Genomic DNA, 23037 nt, shown 5'->3' with positions numbered 1-23037 from the left:
ATGCGTATCCAACGTCTTGTCTCACGTTCATTCGTTCACTTTGCAGTTATTGCAATTGCCTTCCTCTGGACGTTGCCAACCGTCGGCGTGTTGGTTAGCTCGTTTCGCCCCGAAAACGATGTGAAAAATTCAGGCTGGTGGAATGCGCTCAAACATCCATTTGAGGAATCAGTTTGGACGTTCAAAAACTATGCTGATGTGATTAGCGCTAACGGCCTTGGCGAAGCCTTTGTCAATACCTTGGTCGTCACGATTCCCGCCACAATTCTGCCAATTACTGTCGCCGCTTTTGCCGCCTACGCCTTTGCATGGATGAAATTTCCAGGCCGCGATTGGCTGTTTGCAATGGTTATCGGCTTGATGGTGGTGCCATTGCAAGTGGCGTTGATTCCGATTTTGCGCTTGTATACGCAAACCGGCATCGCTGGCACCTTCCTTGGCTTGTGGCTGGCGCACACCGGTTTTGGCTTGCCGCTGGCAATTTATCTGCTCTACAACTACATTTCGCAACTTCCAGGCGATCTCATTGAATCGGCGAAAATCGACGGTGCATCCGATTTCACCGTCTTTATGCGGATTGTGCTGCCACTTTCGACTCCAGCAATTGCTTCGTTTGCGATCTTCCAATTCCTCTGGATTTGGAATGACCTGCTGGTTTCGTTGGTGTTCTTGGGCACAAATAAAGTGTTGACCGTCAAACTCTCAGAATTAACCGGCTCGCTCGGCAATAAATGGCACTTGTTAACTGCTGGCGCGTTTGTCTCGATGATCGTGCCGTTGGCAGTGTTCTTTGCACTACAACGCTATTTCGTGCGTGGTTTGCTAGCCGGATCAGTCAAGGGATAAAAAATGCACTTATTACCAACACCAAAAAGCCTTCAGCTCGCTGAGGGAAGCTATGCTTTACCCAAAATTTGGCAGATTAGCTTGCCAAACGAGCTTGATCAACGGGTTTCAGCCAGTTTGGCTCAGCTTAGCACGTATGAAGTCGTGGCGCAAAACGCCAATTTGGCCCTAACGTTTGATTCAACAATTGCTCATGCCGATGGTTATCGTTTGCAAATTGCTGCCGAGGGCGTGCAAATCGCTGCGCAAACTGCTGCTGGTTTGTTTTATGGTTTACACACGCTACGCCAAATTGAACAGCAATCAGCTGCACAATTGCCCTATCTCTTAATTAATGATGCGCCAGATTTTGCGGTGCGGGGCTTTATGCTCGATATTAGCCGCGATAAAGTGCCAACCATGGCTACGCTCTATGCGCTAATCGATGAATTGGCCAGCTGGAAAATTAACCAGATTCAGCTGTATATCGAGCATACTTTTGCCTACCAAAACCACCCCACGGTTTGGGCTGATGCTTCGCCACTGACTGCCGAGGAAGTGCGCGCACTCGATGATTTTTGTCTCGAACGCTTTATTGAATTAGTACCCAACCAAAATTGTTTTGGCCATATGCGGCGCTGGCTGACCAAGCCAGAATATCGCGATTTGGCCGAGTGCCCTGATGGCTGCGACACTGGCGACCCAGATTGGGGCTATTTCGACGAACCCTTCACCTTGGCCCCCGAACACCCAGGCAGCATCGCCTTGGTGCGCAGTATGCTCGACGAATTGTTGCCGAACTTCCGCACCCGCACCCTCAACGTCGGCTGCGACGAAACTGTCGAATTGGGCTTGGGCGCAAGTGCAGCGGCAGTTGCTGAGCGTGGCAAGGGTCGGGTGTATCTTGAATTTTTGCAAAAGCTCTATCACGAAGCCCACTCCCGCGGCTATATCATGCAATTCTGGAGCGATATTATTTTGCACTACCCAGAGTTGGTAGGCGAATTGCCACAGGATGCAGAAGTGCTCATTTGGGGCTACGAGGCCGATCATCCATTTGAAGCTCAATCGGCCACTATTGCCAAAGCTGGCCTGCCATTTTACGTTTGCCCAGGCACCTCAAGTTGGAACACGGTTGCAGGCCGCACCACCAACGCCTTGGAAAACATCGCCAGCGCCGCCAAACATGGCCTGCACTATGGCGCTAAAGGCTTTTTGATGACCGATTGGGGCGATAATGGCCACTGGCAACCGCTGGTAACCAGCTATCTTGGCTTGGCAATCGGTGCTGCTCGCGCTTGGAACGCACTGGCCGAGCTTGATGTGGTGGCCTTGCTCGATACGGTGGTTTTTGCTGATAGCAACAAGGTTTTGGGCAATTTGGTCTATCAATTGGGCGATGTCTATCGCGCCGTGCCGCCGTTGTTGCACAACACCTCGTCATTGTTCCGCATTTTGCAAGCCAACCCCGAAGCAATTGCTAACTTGAAGCTTGATCGTGAAGATTTACATAACGCTGATGAGATTTTAGGGCAATTGCGCAACGACCTCCAGAACACCAAACCACAACGTGCCGATGGCGAATTGTGCTTGGTCGAGTTGGCGTGGGCGATCGATTTGCTGCGCCATGCAGTGCAGCGCGGCTTGTGGGTGCTCGATCAACAGCCAAGCGAGCAGGCAAGCAGTTTGCAAACCGAAATCGATGGCTTGATCGAACGCTTCCAAGAAGTTTGGTTGAGCCGCAATCGGCCAGGTGGCTTGCAGGATAGCTTGAAGCACTTCGCAATCTTGCGCAGTAGCTATGGCGAGGTTCAATATGCCTGATCTCTTGGTCAAACTCTACGAATTGCCAGCGATTCCGAGCGTTGCTGGCGTGACAATTCGCCGTGCAATTGCTCCTGAGCGCCATGTGGTGCTCGATTGGGTAGCGCGCTTTTTCTACCCTGCTTGGCGCAGCGAGTGTGCTGTGGCCTTCAGCCAAACCCCAATTAGCTGCATCATTGCGGTCGAAGAGCAAAAACTCTTGGGCTTTGCCTGCTACGACACAACGACCCGCAATTTCTTTGGCCCAACTGGGGTCGACCCCGATTGCCGTGGGCGCGGAGTTGGCACGGCCTTGTTGATTGCAGCCTTGGAGGCGATGAAACAGCAAGGTTTTGGCTATGCGATTGTGGGCGATGCAGGCCCAGTTGAGTTCTATCAGCGCACCGTTGGCGCAATCGTCATCCCCGATTCAACCCCCGGCGTGTATCGCGGGATGTTGCAAGGTGATGCATGAGCAGCTTACGTTTTGAAAACGCCACGATCTACACGCCTGAGTTGAACGCTGGAGGTAGTTTGGCGATTGCCAATGGCCATTTTGCCGAGGCCGCGCCAGCAGCGCCATGCTACGATCTGACTGATCTGATTGTCGCGCCAGGTTTGATCGATTTGCAACTGAATGGTGCGTTTGGTCACGACTTTACCAGCGATCCCCAGACGATTGCTGCGGTGGCTGCCAAATTGGTGCAATATGGCGTGACGGCCTTTTTGCCAACGATCATCACCTCGCCGCTGAGCCAAGTTGCCTTGGCGCAACAGGTGGTGCAAGAAGCTACTTTTGCTGGTTCGCGGGTGCTGGGCTTGCATCTCGAAGGGCCGTTTCTCAACCCAGCCAAGCGCGGTGCGCATAATCCTAATCATTTGCAAAACCCCAGTTTAGCGGCGATTGAAAGCTGGTCGCTGGCCAATGGCGTGCGCTTGGTTACTTTGGCTCCCGAGCTTGATGCAGCTGATCAAGTCATTCAAGCTTTGGTTGAGCGTGGCGTGGTGGTCAGCGCTGGCCACTCAGAAGCTACCTTCGAAGAGGCAGAAGCCAGTTTTAATCAAGGCATTCGCGCCGTAACCCATTTGTTCAATGCTATGCCAGCCTTGCATCATCGCGAGCCAGGTTTAGCCGGAGCCGCCTTGAGCGACCAACGGATCACAATTGGTTTGATTCCCGATGGGGTGCATGTGCATGCTGGTTTGGTGCGCCATGTTTGGCAAAGCGCCAGCCAGCGAATTGCGATTGTGAGCGATGCTCAGGCAGCACTTGGCATGCCCGATGGCGAATATTTGCTTGGCGACACAACTTTGACCGTCGCCAATGGCGAGGCGCGGCGTAGCGATGGCCGTTTGGCTGGCAGCGTGTTGGCGATGGATCAAGCTTTGCGCAACATTCATGCTTGGACGAACAGCCCACTAGAGCAGATTTTACCAGCTTTTACCACGATTCCGGCCAATTTGCTGGGCTTGGCTCACTATGGCCGAATTGCGATCAATAACCCTGCTGATTTGGTAATTTTCGATCAGCACTATCAGGTTGTTGCCACACTTGTTGGCGGCAACATCGTCTATGGTTCTACAACCTTGGAGCAACGTCAATGCTAACCCAAAGCCATCTGTATCGCGAAATTTATGAGCAACCTCAATCGCTGGCACGGCTGCTCGAGGCCGAAAAAGCCACGGTTGCCAGTTTGGCGGCGGCCATTCGCGAACGTAATATCAGCCAAATTGTAATTGCTGCGCGTGGCACGAGCGATAATGCTGCCCGCTATGCCCAATATTTGCTTGGCTCAATCAATGGGATCTTAGTTACTTTGGCTACCCCAAGCCTATTTTCAATCTATCAACGCCCGCCGGTGTTGGGCAATGTGTGTGTGCTGGGCATTAGCCAAAGTGGCAAAAGCCCCGATATTGTGGCGGTGCTCACCGAAGCGCGCAAACAGGGCGCATTAACTGCCGCGATTACCAACAAAACCGATTCGCCGTTGGCCCAAGCAGGCGATTTTGTGATCGATTTGCATGCTGGCGAGGAATTGGCGGTTGCTGCGACCAAGAGCTATAGCGCTCAATTGGTTGCGATTGCCATGCTCAGTACTGCTTTGGCTGATGATGCCAGTATGAATGCTGCACTTGAGCGTTTGCCACGCTTTGTTGGCGATACCCTCAGCAATTTGCCAGATATGGCGAACGTGGTGCAGCGCTATCGCTATATGCAACAATGTGTGGTGATTGGCCGGGGCTACAATTATTCAACCGCTTTTGAATTGGCGCTCAAGCTCAAAGAATTGACCTATACGATTGTGCAACCCTACAGCAGCGCCGACTTTTTGCATGGCCCCGTGGCCGTGCTCGAACAGGGTTTTCCGGTGATTGTGATTGCGCCAAGCGGCCCGATGTTGCCCGAAATGCAAAGCTTTATCCAAACGATTCGCGAGCGTGGCGCGGAAATTCTGGCGATTAGCGACGATCACGATACCTTGCGCTTGAGTCGCACACCCTTGCGCACACCAACTGGCTTGCCCGAATGGCTCTCGCCAATTATCAATATTGTGCCTGGCCAATTGTTGGCCTTGCATCTGGCCCACACCCGCGATTTCGATGTTGATCAGCCGCGTGGTTTGCGCAAAGTTACTGAAACCCGCTAACTCTTTAATTGCTCCTCATCCACGAAGCCTTGCCTTTGGGCAGGGCTTTTGATTTTTAGCCAAAAGCGATGTTAAAATTAATTTCAATTTAAATAGCCAGTTTGCCTCCAAAACTGGGCAATGCTAGACTATAACCAGACTTGATTTGGTATGTCATTCATAGGAGGTATAGAATGCCAACCATTACTGTTCCCGAAGCACTTGCATTGCGCTTACAACAGCATGCTTTGGCTCAGCACCAATCAGTAGAAACCTTGGCTATAAGCTTATTGACAAGTGCCTTAGATACTGCTATCGATCCTCAGCTACTTACTGTCGTCCAACGAATTCAATCAACTCCACCGAATCCAACCCAAATTCGTCCGGCATTGGGATCACTCGCAGCTGCACTTTACGACGATGAGGAGTCTGATCCCGTAATTGGACAGGAATGGGATGCAGCGTGGCAAGAAGCTGAAACTATTATTCACAACATGAATATTGATGATAGTACAGATGAGGAATTGCGTTAGGATGGCAATTTACCTTTTAGATACGAATCATGCTTCGCCTTTAATTACTCCCCATCATCCGCTGCGCCATCGTGTAATCACGGCTATAGCCGCTGGAGCAACCTTTGCAATTTGCGTCCCGATGGTGACTGAGCTAATTTTTGGCATTGGTCTGCTACCTCGTGCGGTGGCGAATCGAGCAGCGTGGGCACAGATCCAACCCTTATTTCCCTGCTATTTGCCTGATGAGACTGATGCAGTTAATGCAGCAGAGATGCAAATTGCCTTACGTCGCCAAGGTCGTCAACTGGCCACCGTAGATGCCTTGATAGCGGCTCTCGCATTGCGCTATGACTTAGTATTGCTAACCACAGATAAGGATTTCGACGCAGTTCCAGAACTGCGAATTGAAAACTGGCTACGCTGATAATTTAGTAATCATTTGTGCAATTCGTGGCTAAAAACTCCGCAGGAATAACCAAAGCTTAGAGCATTGGGCAATAGGTTTGGAGCATTAGGCAAGTAATTGTTGCGCCAAGATCTATACTGTTGCTAGCACAAATTTCGACTGCAAGGAGTTTGCAATGCACCAACGAACGCTTGGAACGACTGGCTTGGTTGTCTCAGAAATTGGCTTGGGCTGTATGGGCATGAGCCAAAGCTATGGCCCCGGCGGCGATAAACAATCAGCAATCAACTTAATTCATACCGCGGTTGAGCGCGGCGTAACTTTCTTCGATACCGCCGAAGTTTATGGCCCCTACCTCAACGAGGAATTGGTTGGCGAGGCACTGGAGCCGTTTCGCAATCAAGTTGTGATTGCAACCAAGTTTGGCTTTAACTTACACCCCGATGGCAAGCCGGGTTGGTCGGGAGTCAACAGCCATCCTGATCAAATTAAACGCGTCGCCGAAGCATCGCTCAAACGGCTGCGGATTGAAGCAATCGATCTCTTTTATCAACATCGCGTTGATCCGAATGTACCAATTGAAGAAGTGGCTGGCGCAGTTAAAGATCTGATTCAGCAAGGCAAAGTTAAGCATTTTGGGCTTTCCGAAGCTGGGGCGCAAACGATTCGCCGCGCGCATGCAGTGCAGCCAGTCGCCGCCTTGCAAAGTGAATATTCGTTGTGGACGCGCGAACCAGAAGCAGAGATTTTGCCAGTCTTGGCAGAATTAGGCATCGGCTTTGTACCATTTAGCCCACTGGGCAAGGGCTTTTTGACTGGTAAAATCGACCAAAGCACGGTCTTTACTGAGGGCGATATTCGCAAGAGTATTCCACGGTTTAGCGCTGAAGCCTTGCAAGCCAATCAAGCCTTGATCGATTTGTTGAATGAGATTGCGCACCAAAAACAAGCCACGCCTGCCCAAATTGCCTTGGCATGGTTGCTGGCCCAAAAACCATGGATCGTGCCGATTCCTGGCACGCGCCGTTTGGAACGCTTGGAAGAAAATCTGGGCGCGGCAGCAATTCACCTGATGGCTGAAGATTTGCAGGCAATTGAACAAGCAGCAGCCTCGATTAAGATTCAAGGTGCGCGCTACCCCGAGCATTTAGAAAAAATGACTGGTTTATAGCAGCTTGCGACGTTGGAATATTCCAGCGTCGCGTTTATTTATTTGGTGGGTTTGGCCCAGGAATTGGCTCTGGAATAATTTCTGGCTCAAACCCAGTTATTTCGCTGCCCAAACGCCCCAACAACACCTTAAATTGATCAGGCTGATCAGGATGCCACTCGAAGCGAGCACGCTCGAACCATTGGGTAATCACCTCATCACCATCAGGATTAACCTCAAATTGGGCGCTGGTAAGTGGCAAGCCAAAGAGTTGCAACGAACGCGCATAGCTATCCAAGCCTGCGGTGGTTGTGCCATGGCTTTGCCAATAGTGCTTGAAGCCCATGCCATCTGCTTGATTACAGACATTATGGCCGGTTTCTGCAAACCACAAACAATCAGCGGCAGGTCGGCGCGCTGCTGGCTCCAAATCACGGTTGAACTGGGCCATGCGCTCTTTGCCAAGCAAGCCAATTTGAATTTCGTAGGGCGTGCCAGCCAATGTGTTGTGCTGCTCCAAGCGTTGACGCTCAGTCCATTGCATAGTGAGGATTGGGCCTTGATCTGGCGCTTGGTAGCGATCTTTGGCGCTAATTGGGTAGCCAAAAACTGGTAGGCCGCCATTAGCAACCCAATATTTATCAAATGGCGCTTCAACACAATAGGCTTTGAGTTCGGGGAAGCAATAGTTGCTGGCAGCAGTGCTCGCGCGAATTGACCCAAGCAACAGCACACTCAGCAGCAATAATTTCAGCTGTTTCATGGCAAACCTCCTTGCTTTGGCTGCGAGTATAGCATAGTTGGGGGATGAGGGGGCAGGCATCAGGGGTTAGGGTTCAGGAGGGGAATTTTTAACGCAGAGGCGCAGAGAACAGAAATATGAGGGATGAATTATGAAGGATGAATATGATTAATTTATGGAATTCGGGCAGTTGGCATTGAACGAATTTCTATTCCTAGCTCCTGACCTTTCAAGGGTAGGTTTTTAGACATTTGGTAGTGGCGTGGGGCATGCCCTCACCCCCCAGCCCCCTCGCCCACGTTCAGTGGGAGAGGGGGCGCACCAATTTTCACCACAAATCACGTAAAAACCACGGTATTAAAGCCCCTCGCCTGCTGGGCGGGAGAGGGGCTGGGGTGAGGGGATCTTAAAACCTTCGCCGATCCCCAGCCCCTGATCACCGATCTCTGACACCTGATCCCTACCCTCCCATCCCCAGCGCCTTCTTTTAGTGAATAATTACTAAATTTTTTAAGTATATTCTTTAGATTTTTTTTACTATAATCAAGCTATGTTCGATGATGATCAGGAGGCAATGGATGCGACGTTTGGTTCAACTTTCGCTGCTGATGGTGTTGGGTGTCGCATGGCTTGGTTCAACGCGGGCACATACCGCAGTTCCAACCGGAACTTCAATTGTGTTTGATGAAGCCTTGGCAACCGGTTGGCAGAATTGGTCGTGGAGTACAGCGGTAGCGTTTGATAGCACAGCCCAAGCGCATACTGGCACGAAATCAACGGCTGTGACCTTTGAAGCTTGGGGCGGTTTTTCGCTGCACTCGCCTGGGTTAATTCCAGCTGAGGCCTTGACGGGCATTAGTTTTTGGGTGTATGGCGGCACTGGTGGCACCCAATTTAATGCTGGCGTTACCACTACCGATGGTGGCAATATTGTCACGCCAGTGTTGATTAATGCGCCTGCTGGCCAATGGACTCAAGTTCAATTGACCATGGCTCAGTTGGGCAATCCCAGCGCCGTTTCGCGAATCAATCTGCAAGAATCTACGGGCGTAGCCCAACCAACCTTTTATCTCGATGATATTACGCTGAATGTGGTTGATTTTGCGCCTCCAGGTACCGTTAATGTGACGATTGATACCGATCAAACAGTGCTTGATTTTAATGCTCGCAACGCATTAGGCACCAACTACGGCATGTGGGGCGTGGAAGCTGCGGCTAATCCAACCTTTCTTGCACGCAGTGGTGCTTTGGGCAATATGACGATTCGCTTGCCTGGCGGCTCGATGAGCCAAGATCATGGCGCAATCAACTGCGAATTGGGGGCTGGCAACACGATTGCCAATGCATGGCCATGTAATTATGAATGGGCCATGACCCCAACCGATTTTATTGAGTTTTTGAGCGCAACTGGTCGCGACGCAATTTGGACGATCAATACCAACGTCACCTCGGGCGAAGCCGCTGCCTTAGTAGCTTTCTTCAACGGTGAAGTCAACGATCAACGGGCGCTTGGAACCGATCACAAAGGCGTAGATTGGCGCACGGTTGGCTATTGGGCGCAACTGCGGGCCAGCCATGGCAACCCTGCTCCAGTCGGCATCAAATATTGGGATTTTGGCAACGAAACCTATGGATCATGTGTCCAAGGCTGGGAAGTTGGCTGGACCTGTGATGGCGCTGAATATATCAACGGTTTGACAACGCCTGAGCGCCACGAGGGCTATATCGACGTTCGGGCTGCGATGAAGCTCGTCGATCCAACGATTATGGTTGGCGTTACCGCCTTGGCCAACCCAACCGAATTCAACAACTGGACAACCAAGGTCTTGACCGAGGGCGGCGACATCATTGATTACATCGCGATTCACCCCTATTCATTTGTTGATGTGCCAAACAACGATGCCTTGGGTCGCTATTTGATGCTTTCGCGCCCGCAAAAGCAATGGCCCGAAGTGTTTGCTAGCACCCGCCAAGCAATCGCCGATTTTGCTGAAGGCCGCGAGATTCCAATTATGGTTGGCGAATACAATTTGAGCGCTGGCTGGCCTTACGATCCGCAAGCGATGATGACCAAAGCGCTGAATATGTTGTTTATTGCCGATACGACTGGCCAAATTATTCAAGGCGATGTGTTGGCGGCGAACCATTGGCTGTTGAATGGTAATGTCCAAACCAATGGTACCGATTATGGTTTGATTGGCGATGTGCCAAGCTACACCCGCAGCCCCCAATATTATGCCTTCCACTTGTGGCAGTTTTTCGGTAATCGCTTGCTTGAATATACCAGCGATGCTGATGCAGCAACCCAAATTAGCTTCTATGCTGGCAGCGATGGCAACACGATCTCGCTGATGGCGATTAATAAAACTGGCCAAGCTACGACCACCAATGTGCAACTTCGCGCAGACGGGTCGGTCATTCCAGCAGTTTCTGGCTCAATTGATGTTGCCCAAGCTGCAAGCCTCGATGCGACCACAATCACGTATAATGGTCAAACCAATGTGAACGATGATTTTAGTAATGCGCAGACGATCGAATTGACTGATGTGGGCGAAACCACAACCGTCACGCTGCCAGCCTACTCAATCACGCTCTTGCGGTTTGCAACCGACGACAGCGCCTATACCCTCTACAATCCATTGGTGCTGTTCAACAAATAGAACGGATAGATTGTGTTCGACCCATTAGCCGAATTGTCGGCGCTTGATCAACGGGTACTGTGCGATTTAGCCGCACAGTACCCTGTTAAATTAACCCTCGAACCACCAACCGCAGGGCTGCCATTATGGCAACTGTTAATTGAGCGTTTGCAGCTTTCCGCTACCTTGGCCCAAACCCTGATGGTGCGCGGTGCAATTTGGATCAACAGTGTGCGGGTTAATGATCCCTTTGCCGAAACCCCGCCAGCAGGTGAATTGGTAGTGCATACGCCGCCAGCTGGTTTATATGCCAACCCAATTGTTACTCCAGCCGAAATTATGTTTGAGGATGAATGGATTTTGGTGCTGAACAAGCCCGCCGCTTGGTATAGCGTGGCTACGCCATGGGATACCTTTGGTCATCTCGAAGGGGCATTGGCGCGCTTTTTCCTCCAGCGTGATGGCGAGGCGGTGCCATTTCACTTGGTTCATCGGCTCGATCATGGTACTTCGGGCGCATTGATCGTCTCGAAAAACCCAAGCCTCAACAGCCGGTTTCAGCGCATGTTTAATGAAGGTCGGGTTGGAAAAACCTACCTTGCGCTGGCTAACGGCGTGCCAACATGGCGCGAATTAGAGGTTGTAACTGGCCATTCACGCGGCGAACATGGCTTGTGGTCGGTCTATCCTGAGGCGATGATTGATCAATTGTATGGCCCGAAGGATCGGCGGGTGCGGCGGGCGCATACCAGTTTTACAGTGCGGGCGACAGGCACACAAGCAGCTTTATTGGCCGCCCGTTTGCACACTGGCCGCACCCATCAAATTCGCTTGCATGCACTGCATGTTGGCCATCCATTGGTTGGCGATCAACGCTATGGCGGCTTAACTCAGCTTGGTAATTTAACCGTGACTGGGCAATTATTACACGCTGCATGGCTGCAATTTCCCCATCCGCGTTATGGCTCAACGCTGGAGCTAACCGCGCCAGTGCCGAACCTTTGGCACGAAGTTGGGGATGCAGTGGGAATTGATCTGCAAGCTGAATTTGTGCAAACAGGAAACCCAGCGCTATGAGCTTATTAATTCTTTGTGCTTTTGCCTTGTTGGCAGGGTTTATTGATGCAGTGGCTGGTGGCGGCGGCCTGATTCAACTACCGCCCTTGTTGATTTTGCAAAAAGATGTTGCACCTGCACTTGTGCTGGGAACCAATAAATTTGCAGCAGTAACCGGCACCGCCACGGCGGCGGTCAATTACAATCGGCGGGTGAAGGTCAACTGGCGGATCATTGGGCCGGGCATGCTGAGCGCAGCGTTGTGCTCGTGGCTCGGGGCGCGAGCTGTTAGCTTGATTAGGCCAGAGCTATTTCGGCCAATTATGCTGCTGTTAATTATTGCGATGGCAATTTATACATTTAAACGGAAAGATTTTGGCAGCGCTGCCCGCCAAACCAAAGCCTCGGCGCGGCCAATGCCGTATGTTTTGGGTTTTTGCGGCCTAATTGGTTTCTACGATGGGATTTTTGGGCCAGGCACTGGCAGTTTATTGATGTTTGCCTTCGTAGGCATTTTGGGCTTCGATTTTCTACAAGCCTCGGCCTCGACCAAAATCATTAATGTAACCACCAATGTTGCAGCTTTAGTCCAATTTCTTAGTGCTGGCCAAATTATCTGGCACTTGGCGCTACCAATGGCGGTTTGCAATATTGTTGGGGGAATTATTGGCTCGCGCATGGCGCTGGCCAAAGGCAGTCAATTTGTGCGAATAATCTTTCTCGTCGTTGTGGTTGGGGTGATTTTGCGCTATGGCTACGATATTGTGCAAAGCATGCTTTAAAAGGATGAGGGATGAAGGATGAAGGCAGAAAACAACAAGAGATACGAGGCTATTGGCTTTGGGCTAGCGGAATATTGTTCGTGGAATTCGTGGCTAGAAATAAATCTTCGTGGCTCTTCGTGCGCTTCGTGGATCACATTTTTAACGCAGTGGCGCAGAGGTATCGATAGAACATAGAGCATAGAACATAGGAAATTAGGAAATTAGGCTATCAAACAATCCATCTGGGCTAATCTGTGGAATCTGTGGCGAAAAATAAATCTTCGTGGCTCTTCGTGTTCTTCGCGGTTTTAATTTCTGATTTCTGATTTCTGATTTCTGATTTCTGATTTTTGACTTTTGACTTTTGACTTTTGACTTTTGACTTTTGACTTTTGCCTTTTGCCTTCTGCCTTTTGCCGCTTACCCTAGATCTAGAATATGCGAAAAACGGTGTATAATTCAGCATCCAAATGGTATGCATCTTGCATGATTCAGGAGGGTTGGTTCGCGCACTAAGGAGGCACGCACTGCAATGAACACACCCACTTGGGCGGTGGAACTTGACCACGTAACCAAAGAATTTCGCGGCAGCACAGCCGTTCGTGATGTTTCTTTAAAAATCGCGGACGGTGAATTTTTTTCCCTACTTGGCCCCTCTGGCTGTGGTAAAACCACGCTACTCCGCATGATCGCTGGCTTTGAAAACCCCAGTAGTGGCGATATTTACATCGAAGGCGAGTTGATGGGCGAAACGCCTGCCAATCGGCGCGATGTGAATACCGTTTTTCAAAGCTATGCCCTATTTCCACATATGTCGGTGGCTGAAAATGTGGCCTTTGGCCTGCACATGAAAAAGATCAACAAGGTTGATGTTGCCACCCGCGTGAAGCAAGCGCTGGATATGGTGCAACTGCATGCATTTGGCGATCGCCGCCCCAAGCAACTTTCTGGTGGTCAGCAACAACGGGTTGCCTTAGCCCGCGCCTTGATCAACGAGCCAGAAGTGTTGTTGCTTGACGAACCCTTGGCAGCGCTTGACCTGAAATTGCGCAAAGAAATGCAATTGGAACTCAAAAGCATTCAGCAGCGCTTGGGCATTACCTTTATCTTCGTAACCCACGATCAAGAAGAAGCCTTGACCATGAGCGACCGCATTGCGGTGATGGAATTGGGCAAAGTGCTCCAAGTTGGCCAGCCAACCGAAATCTACGAACGCCCCAAAACGCGTTTTGTCGCCGATTTTATTGGCGAATGCAATTTTATTGATGGTACGGTGATGGCGGTTGAAAACGGTGCGGTAACTCTTGAGACAACTGGCGGCGTGCGGGTTGTGGGCACTGGCATGTTTCCGGTTGCTGCTGGTGATCATGCGGTGCTGGCTGTCCGGCCCGAGAAAGTCCGTTTGGTTGAAGGCCAACAGCCCCAAGGTACAAACGTTTTTGCTGCAATTGTTGAGCGAGTCGCGTATATTGGCTCTGATACCCGAATTATTGTGCGTTTGCCTGATGGCTCGCCGTTTGATGTGTGGGAAGCAAACACGGTTTCGACGCTTGACCCGAACCAATACTATACCGCTGGCGACCCTGTTTATGTTACATGGGCCACCCAAAATAGCCTCATTCTCGAACGGTAATCGTACTCTGCTCAGGTTTGTTGGTTTGTGCAAACAAACAACATCCATGGGGGAACTATGTATAATGCGCGAACTGAGCAACGCCGTGCCTGGTTGCAAGCCTCGCCTGCCTTAATTTGGTTGGGCTTCTTCTTTTTGGCTCCCTTAGTGCTCATTCTCATTTATTCATTCCAAGGCCGCGCCAACGATGGTACGGTGTTGTGGAACTGGTCGCTGGCCAATTATCAAAAGCTGTTTGCCGATGGCGCGTTTTGGCGCACGCTCTGGCTTTCGACTTGGATTGCGCTGGTGGTGACGGCGATCACATTGGTGGTCAGTTATCCGCTTGCCTTTTTTATGGCGACGCGCAGCCCCAAACGCCGTGGTTTGCTGGTGCTTGCAGTCATGATTCCGTTTTGGACCAACTTTCTGGTGCGGATTTACGCGTGGAAAGTGTTGCTTGGCAATAATGGCGTGGTCAATCGCTTTTTAGATCAATTTGATCTTGGCCCGTTGCAGATGATCAATAACCCAAGTGCGGTGATTATGGCGCTAATCTATGGCGAATTGCCGTATATGATTTTGCCCTTGTACGCAGCGCTTGAACGCTTCGATTGGGTGCAGCTTGAGGCGGCACGCGATTTGGGCGCTGGCCGCTTCCAAACTTTTTGGCGCGTGCTGTTGCCGCAAACCTTGCCTGGCATCACTGCTGGCTCAATTTTGGTCTTTGTGCCAACCGTCGGAACTTTTGCCGTTTCCGATATTTTGGGCGGCACGAGCGTGAACATGGTGGGCAACAGCTTGAGTTTACAATTTGGCTCGGCCTCGAATTGGGCCTATGGCTCGGCAATTTCGATGATCTTTATGCTGCTGCTCTTGGGCGCAATCTTGCTTTATTTCAAAGCCACACAGGAGGTGAATGATGGCGAAAATCCTGGCTGATAAGCGCATTGAAACCAAGCACGGGCGTTCGCGTCCGGTGGCCAAACGGCACATGCCTTGGGGTACATGGGCGCTAACGCTGAATGCGATTTTCGTCTACACCTTCTTGTATGTGCCGATTATTGTGTTGGTGTTGTTCTCCTTCAATGCGGCCAAAGTTGGCGCGCAATGGCAAGGCTTCACCCTGCAATGGTACAACGAACTATTCGCCGATGCCCGTTTGGGCGATGCGCTCTGGACAAGCCTCAAAATTGCTGGTTTATCGACCGTGATTGCCACGACAATTGGCACCTTGGCGGCCTTGGCCTTGGAAAAACGTGGCTGGCGCGGGCGCAAAGCCTTTGATACAGGCCTATACTTGCCAGTCATTATTCCTGATGTGGTGATGGCTGTCTCGCTGTTGGGTTTCTTCACCTTGGCTTTTCGCCAATTCCAAGCCTTGTTGGGTTTGAATTTGGCGATGGGCTTGTGGACGGTGATCATCTCGCACGTGGCGTTTAATATTTCGTTTGTGACGGTTGTGGTTGGCACAAGTTTGGCCAATTTCGATCGCCGCTTGGAAGAAGCCGCTGCTGATTTGGGCGCAACGCCATGGCAAACCTTTTGGAAGATCAAGTTTCCCTTGATTGGGCCTGGGGTTTTGGGCGGCGCGTTGCTTTCGTTCACGCTTTCGCTTGATGATTTTGTGGTAACCTTTTTCACTCGTGGCCCAGGGGTCAACACCTTGACCACCGAAGTTTACGGGCGAATCAAAAAATCTATTTCGCCTGAGATTAACGCCATCTCAAGCTTGATGCTGCTTGGTTCAACGATCTTGGTGCTGACTTCGTTGTGGATGCAACGTCGCCGCCAAGCCTAATAATCTGTTTTGTGTGTTGTAAGGAGTTTGATTGATGAAACTAAACCGCTTTGGGCTGTTGCTCATGGTGCTGAGTTTATTGGTGGCCTGCGGCGAAGCCAGCCCAACCACCACGCCGCCAACCACGCCAGCTGGCACGGCAACTGGGGGCAATTCTGGCTCGGTTGATCGCAGTAAGCTGAGCGAAACGCTGCGCATCTACGCTTGGGGCGAGTACATTCCCGAAGATGTGCCCCAACTTTTCGAAAGCGAGTTTGGCGTAAAAGTCACGGTTGATACCTATTCGTCGAACGAAGAAATGGCCGCCAAAATTCGGGCTGGCAATTCAGGCTACGATATTGTTCAACCTTCAGATTATATGGTGGCCTTGTTGGCCGAGGGCAATTACTTAGCCAAAATCAATCTGGCCAATATTCCAAATGTTGCCAACATCGATCCTGCCAATATGGGCTTGTATTACGATCCAAACAACGAATTTTCAGTGCCGTACCTGTGGGGAACCACCGGCATTGCCTACGATAAAACCGCAGTTTCGCCAGCCCCAACCAGCTGGTCAATTTTGTTTGATCCTGCTCAGCTGAGCGCCTACAAAGGCCGGGTGAGCATGCTCAACGACGAGCGCGAAGTGATTGGCGCAGCCATGCTGTTTTTGGGCAAAGATCGCAACTCCAGCGAGCCTGCTGATCTCGAAGCTGCCAAAAAAGTTTTGCTTGAGCAAAAACCGTTGTTAGCCAAATACAACAGCGATAATGTTTATCAAGATTTGGCTTCAGGCGAAGTCGTCTTGGCTCAATCGTGGAATCTCTACACCGGCTTGGCTATGATCGATAACGAAAATATCGAGTGGGTCATTCCGCAAGAGGGCGGCGTGATTTGGCAAGATACGATGGCGATTGTGGCTGGCACGCCCAACCAATATACCGCCGAAGTCTTTATCGATTTTATGAATCGGCCTGAGATTGCTGCCAAAGTTGCCGATTTCACCGCAGCTTTAACGCCCAATGTTAAAGCTGAGCCATTGATCGGCGAAGAACTCAAGGCAGTTTACCCTAAGATCAAGCCCAGCGCCGAAGATCGCAAGCGGCTCGATTGGCTGCGCAAAGGCCAAAATGCCACCGCCTTCTCCGATGTCTGGTCGGCGGTCAAATCGCAGTAACCATTTGCGTATAAAAACTTGGTTGTTGGGGATTGCTCACATCAATGTGAGCAATCCCTTTTTTGATCCCCGCAGGAACTAGGGTTCAGGGTTTAGGGGCCAACAATCGTGAACCCTCATTAAATATTTAGTACTTTTAGCCTATCAATGCATAGGTATAGAATGTTGGATCCTTTATTCTTAAAGACCATTAATCCATAGCTAGCTAAACATGATTGAGAATAGAGGATGATGTCGGAAGGGTGTCTACAACGCTTGTGCACAGCTTGGATATGGTCGAATTCAGCTTTAAATGCATACTGATTCAGGCATCATATTGGCATTGATTGCGATGGTCGATGAGTCACCTAACATTAAGGAGGAGTTCAGATGCGTCGTGGTTTGAAGTTCGTTATGATGATGTTGGTTGTGAGTATGGGCATTCTGCCTGATTCCCGATCACATAGAGCGTTAGCCTTGAATACTGAGGCTGATGATGCTGCGGCGATGGTTGCGACAGTGCCAGCTGCGTTCGTGGAAGGGACATGGCATCCGACAATTAACATCCCAGATATGAAAATCAATAGTATGACCGTTGCAAACGAACGGGTCTATATTATTGCTTGGGTGGATGGATCGAACCCTCAACCTGAAGCCCTGCGTGCATGGAATCCGCTAACCCAAGAGTGGACACTGCTTCAAGCAAACACAGCGAGCAATCGCTGGACTAAATTACAAACAGGCCGTGATGGCCGGCTATATGCGCTGCATACAATCTATGGCAGTTCCGGAACAGTTCCTCAGCGGCTGGTTTCAACCTTCAACGGATCGGCATGGGTTGATGTCACCCCGGTAGCTCCTTTGCCAGGCAATAGTTTTAATTCATATATTGCGCTCAGCAATACTGAGATTTATATGATTGATAATAATCGTAGCTTGCTGATTTGGAATGGCACAACTTGGACGATTAAGCAAACCCATGAGGATGGGCCTGGAATTGAGGGGATTGCTGACTTACGACATTGTGGTGATGGAATATATTTCACCTATGTTGAAGCGATGCAGGTTAATGAACATGTTGTTGTTACGCTCGAAGAGCTACGCAAATATACACCAGCAACCGGAACTATTGCGGTGAGTGGAGGGCGGGTGAATATGGCGATTTGTGAGGGCACTAATCGCTATAGCTTTATTAGGGAAAAAATTCGCTTTGAGCTGGCAAATACTCCGACTCGCACCTTTACTGCTAGCTATGCTACAGGGTCAACACGTGCTTGGGTGTTTGCGATGGTCCGAATTGGCGGTTATATCTATGTTACTGGCAGTTTTGACACAATTGATGGGGTTAAGACTGGCAATGTGGCCCGCTGGAATGGCAGTCGGTGGGAAGGGCTTGGGCCTGAGTTTAGCCAGTATCGAGTCTCTACCGATGCTATCGTTGGGCTTGGCCATCAGGTCTATATTGCTGGCTTTTATCTTGAGAGTGGTACTGGTGATGGGCGACATATTGCCGCATGGACTCCGACCATGCCCTATACAACCTATAATCCATTGGTGAGCCATAAACCTTAATCAACTATCTCCAACTCTATTCAATGGCTCAGCATGAATTCATGCTGAGCCATTGGTTTTTATTCGCTGCGAATTTTGGCAATCAAGTTGCTGGTCGATAAGCCTGCTTGATACTGGATCAACTCAACTTGCCCACCATAGGCTAAGACGATTCTGGCTTCGGGCAGCTCTTTGCCGTTGCTTGCTTGCTCGGGGTGCGCATAATCGCCGCCTTTAACATAGACATCAGGTTGCAAAGCACTGACTAATGGCTCGGCAGTGAGCGAATCGAACAAAGTGACATAATCGACTGCACGCAAGCCCGCCAAGACAATGCCGCGTTGCAATTCGGGTACGATTGGTCTAGTTGGGCCTTTATAGCCGCGCACCGAGGCATCGCTGTTCAATCCCACAATTAGCAGATCGCCAAGCGCACGTGCTGCTTGCAAATAGCTCACATGGCCAGCATGCACCAGATCGAATGCGCCATTGGTAAATACGACGGTTAAGCCCTGTTTGCGCCACTGTTGGCGGCGCGTTACTAATTCTTCTAAGCTGCGAAATGGTGATTTCATCGATGCCTCATGCAATTTGACCAAATTGAATTAATGCGCTTTGGAGTTCGTTGGGGCTAACCGTGGCCACGCCGATGCGGCGCACGACCAAGGCCGCAGCTGTGTTGGCAAGTTGGGCGGCAATTAATGGGCTATGGCCAGCGCACAAGCTCAGCGTCGCAGTCGCAATAAAGGTATCGCCCGCACCAGTCGCATCAAACACCTCGCCAATTGGCACCGCTGGAATGTGATGGATGCCTGCTGGATCGAGCAACGAAAAGCCCGCGCCGCCTCTGGTAATTACTACCGCCGCCAGCTTGAGTTGATCGCGCAAGCGTTGCAAGCCCTGTTCAACCTGCTGGTCATCGCGGAGTTGCTGGCCCAGCCAGGCTTCTGCTTCGCCCAAATTGCACTTGAGAAAATCGGCTCCAGCGTAGGGTTCAAAGCGGCCTTGGCTATCAACCGTCAATAAAACCTGATATTGTTGACATAATTGTTGAATGTGTTGAATGAGCCGCTCGCTGAGCCAGCCAACCCGATAATCTGAGCAGAGCACAGCATCAACTTGGGGAATCAATTGGCCCAATAATTCGATCGCCTGATCTTCTAAATCTGGATCGACAGGCCGCCGGTCGACTTTATCGAGCCGCGCTACTTGCTGGGCGACGGTTAATTGCACCGAGGCCAAAATGCGGGTTTTGGTGGTGGTTGGGCGTTGCTCATCGCGCAAGAGTCCATCTGTGCTGACCTTGCGTTTATGCAACGCATTGGCTAATTCTTGGCCAGCCTGATCGGCTCCAATCAAAGCAACGATGCCTGCTGTGCTGCCAAGCGCTGTGATATTGGCCGCAGGATTGGCCGCGCCACCTGGAATTGTCCGCCGTTGCTCAAATTCTAAGACCGGAATTGCGGCCTCGCGCGAGAGCCGTTCGGGCTTACCATACAAATATTCATCGAGCACAACATCGCCAACCACCAGGATTCGGCGATTGGCGAGTTGTGCAACATGTTCAAGCGTGATCATGCGTGTTCTCAACATCCAAAATTAACCAACCAGCTTCACCAGCCAACGGGTGAACGCTGGGAAGATACGATAGGCTACCCCAAACAGATGATAAATTCGCGGAATAACCCGCTGGGTTGTGGGGTTGGCCGCCACATGCAATACAATATCAGTCACATCGTGGGGTTTGAGTGTGCCAAAAAGCGACGCAAAGCGCGACATCTTATTGAAATCTGCTGATTCAAAAAATGGCGTAGCGATGGGCGCTGGGCAAACGATCGAACATTTGATTGGCGTGCCACGCAGCTCAATTTGCAACGCTTCCGAGGCTGCCATCAAGGCATGTTTTGAGGCCGAATAACTGCCCATGTTATGGGTTGAAACTAAGCCTGCCACCGAAGCCACATTCACAATATGGCCACTATGTTGCTTGTGCATTACTGGCAAGACTGCGCGAATACAGTGCATTGCGCCAAAATAATTAACCGTCATCATGCCTTCAAGATGTTTCCAATCGATGTGCTCAATTGAATCGAACACCCCATAGCCAGCATTATTGATCAGTAAATCGACCCGCCCAAACGTTGCAACCGATTGATCAATCAAAGCTTGAACTGCATCAACATCGCTGACATCGGTAGCAACAGCAAGGGCTTTGGCTCCGGTTTGGTTAATCGCAGCAGCAAGATCATTTAATTGATCAGCTGAGCGTGCGGCCAGCACCACATTGGCTCCGCCGCGTGCTAAGCCTTCAGCAATTAATTTTCCAATGCCTGATGACGCGCCAGTAACGATGGCGGTTTTGCCAGCAAAACTCATGACGTTGCTCCTTGCTGTGCCCAATCGTGGGCAAACTGCTCTAATGCTTGGCGTTGCCAGGGATGCAAGTGAACAATTGGGCGACGCTCTTTAACTAAATTCCAGGCGTTTTCGAGGCTCATGCCTTCGGCTATCAGCACGGCGGTACATAGCGTTGCCGAACGGCTCATGCCTGCGTGACAATGGATGAGCACTTTGTGGCCAGCTTTGGTTGCATGTTGCACAAAGGCCACACCTTGTTGCAATGCCTCAGTGGTTGGGGCTTGGCGATCTTGGGTTGGTAGCCACAAATAGCCCTCGTTACCAAGCGAACCAAAGCGATCTTGGCGTTCTGCTTGCAGATTGACTGTCACGCGCACGCCTTGGGTGTGTAAAATGTGCCAATCGTGCTCATCGAAAAAACCGCCGAGGTAAAGCTGATCAGTAATTTGGCTTGCTCGTGGCACAACCTTGCCGCCAAGCCGCCGATACAGTCGGCGGGTTCCCATTACAAGCTTCGAGCGCACAATATAAAACCAACGCAGCAAAACGGCCAGCATACCTCAATCCTTTGTCAGTTTTTGGCCTAATCAACGACCGAAAGCCATTGTACCACGCTGTACCACGCCGTTTATCGCATTTTGGTTGAACCTAATCGGGCTATAATGGCTACGATTTTTTATAGTTGCAAGGCGCTTGTGGAAACAAATCCGATTCAAATTGCGTTGGTGGGCGGCGCGCCCTTGGTGATGGCCAGCTTTTTAGCGCGTCCAAACCAATTTGTGGTGGTTGCAGCATTAGCCGATGGCTCCATCGTGCAGGCGCATATGGCTGATCGTGGCCGTTTATTGACCAAACTTGTGCCAGGTGCGCAGCTTGTGCTTGGCCACAAACCAGCAGCAGGCCGCAAAACCGCCTATCAAGTGGCGGGCGTTTATGAGGGCAACGAACTGGTTTCGTTGGATACAGGTTTGCCTAATCGTTTAGTTGAGGCTGCTTTGCGGGCGCGGGCTTTAGCGCCGTTTGCTGAATATGGCTATGTTGAGCGCGAAGTAAAACATGGAGCAAGCCGCTTTGATTTTGGCCTAGCGCCAGCCCCGCCAACCCACGCCAAGCGCTATGGTGGCGATTGCCCATGGCTGGTTGAGGTAAAAAGTGTTGGTGATGCCGAAGCTGGCTTGGCGTTGTTTCCCGATGCGCCGACGCTGCGTGGGCGACGACACTTGCTCGAATTGGCCGAATTGCATGAACAAGGGCGACGCACAGCTGTGGTTTTTATTGTGCAGCGCGGCGATGCCCAACGCGTAGCCGTCAACCGCCAGATTGATCCAGCGTTTGCTGAAACCTTGGCTTTGGTTGCTGCTCGCGGGGTTGAAATTTATGCCTATCGCTGCCCCTTGAGCCTTGCTGGTATTCAGTTAGCCGAACAGTTGCCAGTTGAATTGTAGATAAAGTCAGAAGTCAAAAGTCAGAAATCAAAAACCAGAAAGCCAATAGCCCTTCGCGCGCTTCGTGGTTCCGATCCTTCGTGTCCTTCGTGCTCTTCGTGGATCGGGTTCGTGGCATTTGACAAGGCTGCCGATCTGCGGTAGAATCCTCGGGCTGTCAACGCATGACTTCAAAACGAGTCACGACACACCAACTGAGATAGTGACCCACGGACACGCGATTTGACAAGAATGAGCGGCTGTGGTAGAATCCTCAGGCTGTTGACCGACAGCACGATGTTTGCTCAACATCACACAATTTGACGATTTACTCCGCTCCGATGGCCATCTGGCATCAGCGGATTTTTTATCGCCAAACTGCACCTTTCCAACTGATGGGTGCTGCGTCCGCAGCACATTCCATGCATCAATATTTTCTTTTTTGTCACCGTCAATGCGTTGGTGGTTGATCTACCACCAAACAGAGTGACCGTGCTTCCGCTCTCAAAATCAGAAGCACACGCAGTGACTTTTGGTCACTTGTCGGCGAGTTTGATCCTGGCTCAGGACGAACGCTGGCGGCGTGCCTAATGCATGCAAGTCGAACGCATTCTTCGGAATGAGTGGCG

22 protein-coding genes and 1 rRNA gene are annotated in these 23037 nt (G+C 50.8%); 18 read left to right on the top strand and 5 right to left on the bottom strand.

All coding sequences use genetic code 11. The annotated features are described in order from the left end of the window. The 8 genes from JOD20_RS04485 to JOD20_RS04450 all read left to right on the top strand — a co-directional run bounded on the left by JOD20_RS04485 (nucleotide 1) and on the right by JOD20_RS04450 (nucleotide 7347). The gene (locus JOD20_RS04485; protein WP_204754116.1) at nucleotides 1-846 is read left to right on the top strand and encodes a carbohydrate ABC transporter permease; all 846 of its coding nucleotides are present in this window, start codon (nucleotides 1-3) and stop codon (nucleotides 844-846) included. Between the two features lie 3 nt (nucleotides 847-849). Then, entirely contained in the window at nucleotides 850-2649 is a 1800-nt protein-coding gene (locus tag JOD20_RS04480; RefSeq protein ID WP_204754115.1) for a beta-N-acetylhexosaminidase, read from the top strand. Beyond that, a complete protein-coding gene (locus tag JOD20_RS04475; RefSeq protein ID WP_204754114.1) occupies nucleotides 2642-3103 on the top strand; it encodes a GNAT family N-acetyltransferase in 462 nt (153 codons plus the stop codon). Before JOD20_RS04480 ends, JOD20_RS04475 begins: the two co-directional genes overlap by 8 nt. Then, complete coding sequence (gene nagA, locus JOD20_RS04470) at nucleotides 3100-4236, top strand: N-acetylglucosamine-6-phosphate deacetylase (protein WP_204754113.1); 1137 nt, start codon at nucleotides 3100-3102, stop codon at nucleotides 4234-4236. Before JOD20_RS04475 ends, nagA begins: the two co-directional genes overlap by 4 nt. Then, nucleotides 4230-5276, top strand: coding sequence for an SIS domain-containing protein (locus tag JOD20_RS04465; protein ID WP_204754112.1), 1047 nt, complete (start codon nucleotides 4230-4232; stop codon nucleotides 5274-5276). The genes nagA and JOD20_RS04465 overlap by 7 nt, the downstream gene beginning before the upstream one ends. Before the next feature lie 173 nt (nucleotides 5277-5449). Continuing rightward, nucleotides 5450-5788, top strand: coding sequence for a hypothetical protein (locus tag JOD20_RS04460; RefSeq protein ID WP_204754111.1), 339 nt, complete (start codon nucleotides 5450-5452; stop codon nucleotides 5786-5788). Nucleotide 5789: 1 nt separating this feature from the next. Then, the gene (locus JOD20_RS04455; RefSeq protein WP_204754110.1) at nucleotides 5790-6194 is read left to right on the top strand and encodes a type II toxin-antitoxin system VapC family toxin; all 405 of its coding nucleotides are present in this window, start codon (nucleotides 5790-5792) and stop codon (nucleotides 6192-6194) included. 157 nt (nucleotides 6195-6351) lie between these two features. Further along, entirely contained in the window at nucleotides 6352-7347 is a 996-nt protein-coding gene (locus JOD20_RS04450; RefSeq protein ID WP_204754109.1) for an aldo/keto reductase, read from the top strand. Between the two features lie 34 nt (nucleotides 7348-7381). Here the strand turns inward: JOD20_RS04450 and JOD20_RS04445 are convergent, their stop codons facing one another. After that, on the bottom strand, nucleotides 7382-8089 hold the full coding sequence (locus tag JOD20_RS04445; RefSeq protein ID WP_204754108.1) for a hypothetical protein: 708 nt from the start codon (nucleotides 8087-8089) through the stop codon (nucleotides 7382-7384). Nucleotides 8090-8646: 557 nt separating this feature from the next. Here JOD20_RS04445 and JOD20_RS27075 point away from each other — a divergent pair. From JOD20_RS27075 to JOD20_RS04405, 8 genes are all read left to right on the top strand, one after another. Then, nucleotides 8647-10728 carry a hypothetical protein gene (locus JOD20_RS27075; protein WP_204754107.1) on the top strand — a complete coding sequence of 694 codons (2082 nt, stop codon included), beginning with the start codon at nucleotides 8647-8649 and terminating at the stop codon, nucleotides 10726-10728. Between the two features lie 12 nt (nucleotides 10729-10740). Then, a complete protein-coding gene (locus JOD20_RS04435; RefSeq protein ID WP_204754106.1) occupies nucleotides 10741-11784 on the top strand; it encodes a pseudouridine synthase in 1044 nt (347 codons plus the stop codon). After that, nucleotides 11781-12545: a sulfite exporter TauE/SafE family protein gene (locus JOD20_RS04430; RefSeq protein ID WP_204754105.1), complete on the top strand. Its 765-nt coding sequence runs from the start codon at nucleotides 11781-11783 to the stop codon at nucleotides 12543-12545. The genes JOD20_RS04435 and JOD20_RS04430 overlap by 4 nt, the downstream gene beginning before the upstream one ends. Nucleotides 12546-13059: 514 nt before the next feature. Beyond that, nucleotides 13060-14160: an ABC transporter ATP-binding protein gene (locus tag JOD20_RS04425; protein ID WP_204754104.1), complete on the top strand. Its 1101-nt coding sequence runs from the start codon at nucleotides 13060-13062 to the stop codon at nucleotides 14158-14160. Nucleotides 14161-14217: 57 nt separating this feature from the next. Further along, entirely contained in the window at nucleotides 14218-15081 is an 864-nt protein-coding gene (locus tag JOD20_RS04420) for an ABC transporter permease (RefSeq protein ID WP_204754103.1), read from the top strand. Continuing rightward, nucleotides 15059-15940 (top strand): ABC transporter permease, encoded by an 882-nt coding sequence (locus JOD20_RS04415; protein ID WP_204754102.1) that lies wholly within the window; start codon nucleotides 15059-15061, stop codon nucleotides 15938-15940. The genes JOD20_RS04420 and JOD20_RS04415 overlap by 23 nt, the downstream gene beginning before the upstream one ends. Nucleotides 15941-15974: 34 nt before the next feature. Next, nucleotides 15975-17096, top strand: coding sequence for a polyamine ABC transporter substrate-binding protein (locus tag JOD20_RS04410; RefSeq protein WP_204754101.1), 1122 nt, complete (start codon nucleotides 15975-15977; stop codon nucleotides 17094-17096). Between the two features lie 369 nt (nucleotides 17097-17465). Next, nucleotides 17466-18647: a hypothetical protein gene (locus JOD20_RS04405; protein WP_204754100.1), complete on the top strand. Its 1182-nt coding sequence runs from the start codon at nucleotides 17466-17468 to the stop codon at nucleotides 18645-18647. A 59-nt stretch (nucleotides 18648-18706) separates the two neighbouring features. Here JOD20_RS04405 and JOD20_RS04400 read toward each other — a convergent pair whose 3' ends face one another. Genes JOD20_RS04400 through JOD20_RS04385 form a run of 4 tightly spaced genes read right to left on the bottom strand, consistent with a single transcriptional unit; the run spans nucleotide 18707 to nucleotide 21541 of the window. Continuing rightward, nucleotides 18707-19201, bottom strand: coding sequence for an adenylyltransferase/cytidyltransferase family protein (locus tag JOD20_RS04400; protein ID WP_204754099.1), 495 nt, complete (start codon nucleotides 19199-19201; stop codon nucleotides 18707-18709). A 7-nt stretch (nucleotides 19202-19208) separates the two neighbouring features. Next, nucleotides 19209-20204 carry a bifunctional heptose 7-phosphate kinase/heptose 1-phosphate adenyltransferase gene (locus JOD20_RS04395; RefSeq protein WP_204754098.1) on the bottom strand — a complete coding sequence of 332 codons (996 nt, stop codon included), beginning with the start codon at nucleotides 20202-20204 and terminating at the stop codon, nucleotides 19209-19211. Between the two features lie 21 nt (nucleotides 20205-20225). Beyond that, the gene (locus JOD20_RS04390) at nucleotides 20226-21002 is read right to left on the bottom strand and encodes an SDR family NAD(P)-dependent oxidoreductase (protein WP_204754097.1); all 777 of its coding nucleotides are present in this window, start codon (nucleotides 21000-21002) and stop codon (nucleotides 20226-20228) included. After that, complete coding sequence (locus JOD20_RS04385) at nucleotides 20999-21541, bottom strand: protein-tyrosine phosphatase family protein (RefSeq protein ID WP_204754096.1); 543 nt, start codon at nucleotides 21539-21541, stop codon at nucleotides 20999-21001. The genes JOD20_RS04390 and JOD20_RS04385 overlap by 4 nt, the downstream gene beginning before the upstream one ends. A gap of 138 nt (nucleotides 21542-21679) precedes the next feature. Here JOD20_RS04385 and sfsA point away from each other — a divergent pair, with 138 nt between their 5' ends. Both sfsA and JOD20_RS04375 read left to right on the top strand, forming a co-directional pair. Further along, nucleotides 21680-22429, top strand: coding sequence for a DNA/RNA nuclease SfsA (gene sfsA / locus JOD20_RS04380; protein ID WP_204754095.1), 750 nt, complete (start codon nucleotides 21680-21682; stop codon nucleotides 22427-22429). 519 nt (nucleotides 22430-22948) lie between these two features. Further along, nucleotides 22949-23037, top strand: a 16S ribosomal RNA gene (locus tag JOD20_RS04375); the annotation flags it as partial.

The organism is Herpetosiphon giganteus, assembly GCF_016907925.1.
Lineage (GTDB): Bacteria > Chloroflexota > Chloroflexia > Chloroflexales > Herpetosiphonaceae > Herpetosiphon > Herpetosiphon giganteus.
Note: the sequence above shows the minus strand (reverse complement) of the source record. Positions and strands in the feature narration are given on the sequence as shown.

What these genes read in the sequence shown, in the direction of transcription:
- JOD20_RS04485 (WP_204754116.1), top strand. Translation starts at nt 1, where the DNA reads ATGCGTATCCAACGTCTTGTCTCACGTTCATTCGTTCACTTTGCAGTT.
- JOD20_RS04480 (WP_204754115.1), top strand. Translation starts at nt 850, where the DNA reads ATGCACTTATTACCAACACCAAAAAGCCTTCAGCTCGCTGAGGGAAGC.
- JOD20_RS04475 (WP_204754114.1), top strand. Translation starts at nt 2,642, where the DNA reads ATGCCTGATCTCTTGGTCAAACTCTACGAATTGCCAGCGATTCCGAGC.
- nagA (WP_204754113.1), top strand. Translation starts at nt 3,100, where the DNA reads ATGAGCAGCTTACGTTTTGAAAACGCCACGATCTACACGCCTGAGTTG.
- JOD20_RS04465 (WP_204754112.1), top strand. Translation starts at nt 4,230, where the DNA reads ATGCTAACCCAAAGCCATCTGTATCGCGAAATTTATGAGCAACCTCAA.
- JOD20_RS04460 (WP_204754111.1), top strand. Translation starts at nt 5,450, where the DNA reads ATGCCAACCATTACTGTTCCCGAAGCACTTGCATTGCGCTTACAACAG.
- JOD20_RS04455 (WP_204754110.1), top strand. Translation starts at nt 5,790, where the DNA reads ATGGCAATTTACCTTTTAGATACGAATCATGCTTCGCCTTTAATTACT.
- JOD20_RS04450 (WP_204754109.1), top strand. Translation starts at nt 6,352, where the DNA reads ATGCACCAACGAACGCTTGGAACGACTGGCTTGGTTGTCTCAGAAATT.
- JOD20_RS04445 (WP_204754108.1), bottom strand. Translation starts at nt 8,089, where the DNA reads ATGAAACAGCTGAAATTATTGCTGCTGAGTGTGCTGTTGCTTGGGTCA.
- JOD20_RS27075 (WP_204754107.1), top strand. Translation starts at nt 8,647, where the DNA reads ATGCGACGTTTGGTTCAACTTTCGCTGCTGATGGTGTTGGGTGTCGCA.
- JOD20_RS04430 (WP_204754105.1), top strand. Translation starts at nt 11,781, where the DNA reads ATGAGCTTATTAATTCTTTGTGCTTTTGCCTTGTTGGCAGGGTTTATT.
- JOD20_RS04425 (WP_204754104.1), top strand. Translation starts at nt 13,060, where the DNA reads ATGAACACACCCACTTGGGCGGTGGAACTTGACCACGTAACCAAAGAA.
- JOD20_RS04420 (WP_204754103.1), top strand. Translation starts at nt 14,218, where the DNA reads ATGTATAATGCGCGAACTGAGCAACGCCGTGCCTGGTTGCAAGCCTCG.
- JOD20_RS04415 (WP_204754102.1), top strand. Translation starts at nt 15,059, where the DNA reads ATGATGGCGAAAATCCTGGCTGATAAGCGCATTGAAACCAAGCACGGG.
- JOD20_RS04410 (WP_204754101.1), top strand. Translation starts at nt 15,975, where the DNA reads ATGAAACTAAACCGCTTTGGGCTGTTGCTCATGGTGCTGAGTTTATTG.
- JOD20_RS04405 (WP_204754100.1), top strand. Translation starts at nt 17,466, where the DNA reads ATGCGTCGTGGTTTGAAGTTCGTTATGATGATGTTGGTTGTGAGTATG.
- JOD20_RS04400 (WP_204754099.1), bottom strand. Translation starts at nt 19,201, where the DNA reads ATGAAATCACCATTTCGCAGCTTAGAAGAATTAGTAACGCGCCGCCAA.
- JOD20_RS04395 (WP_204754098.1), bottom strand. Translation starts at nt 20,204, where the DNA reads ATGATCACGCTTGAACATGTTGCACAACTCGCCAATCGCCGAATCCTG.
- JOD20_RS04390 (WP_204754097.1), bottom strand. Translation starts at nt 21,002, where the DNA reads ATGAGTTTTGCTGGCAAAACCGCCATCGTTACTGGCGCGTCATCAGGC.
- JOD20_RS04385 (WP_204754096.1), bottom strand. Translation starts at nt 21,541, where the DNA reads ATGCTGGCCGTTTTGCTGCGTTGGTTTTATATTGTGCGCTCGAAGCTT.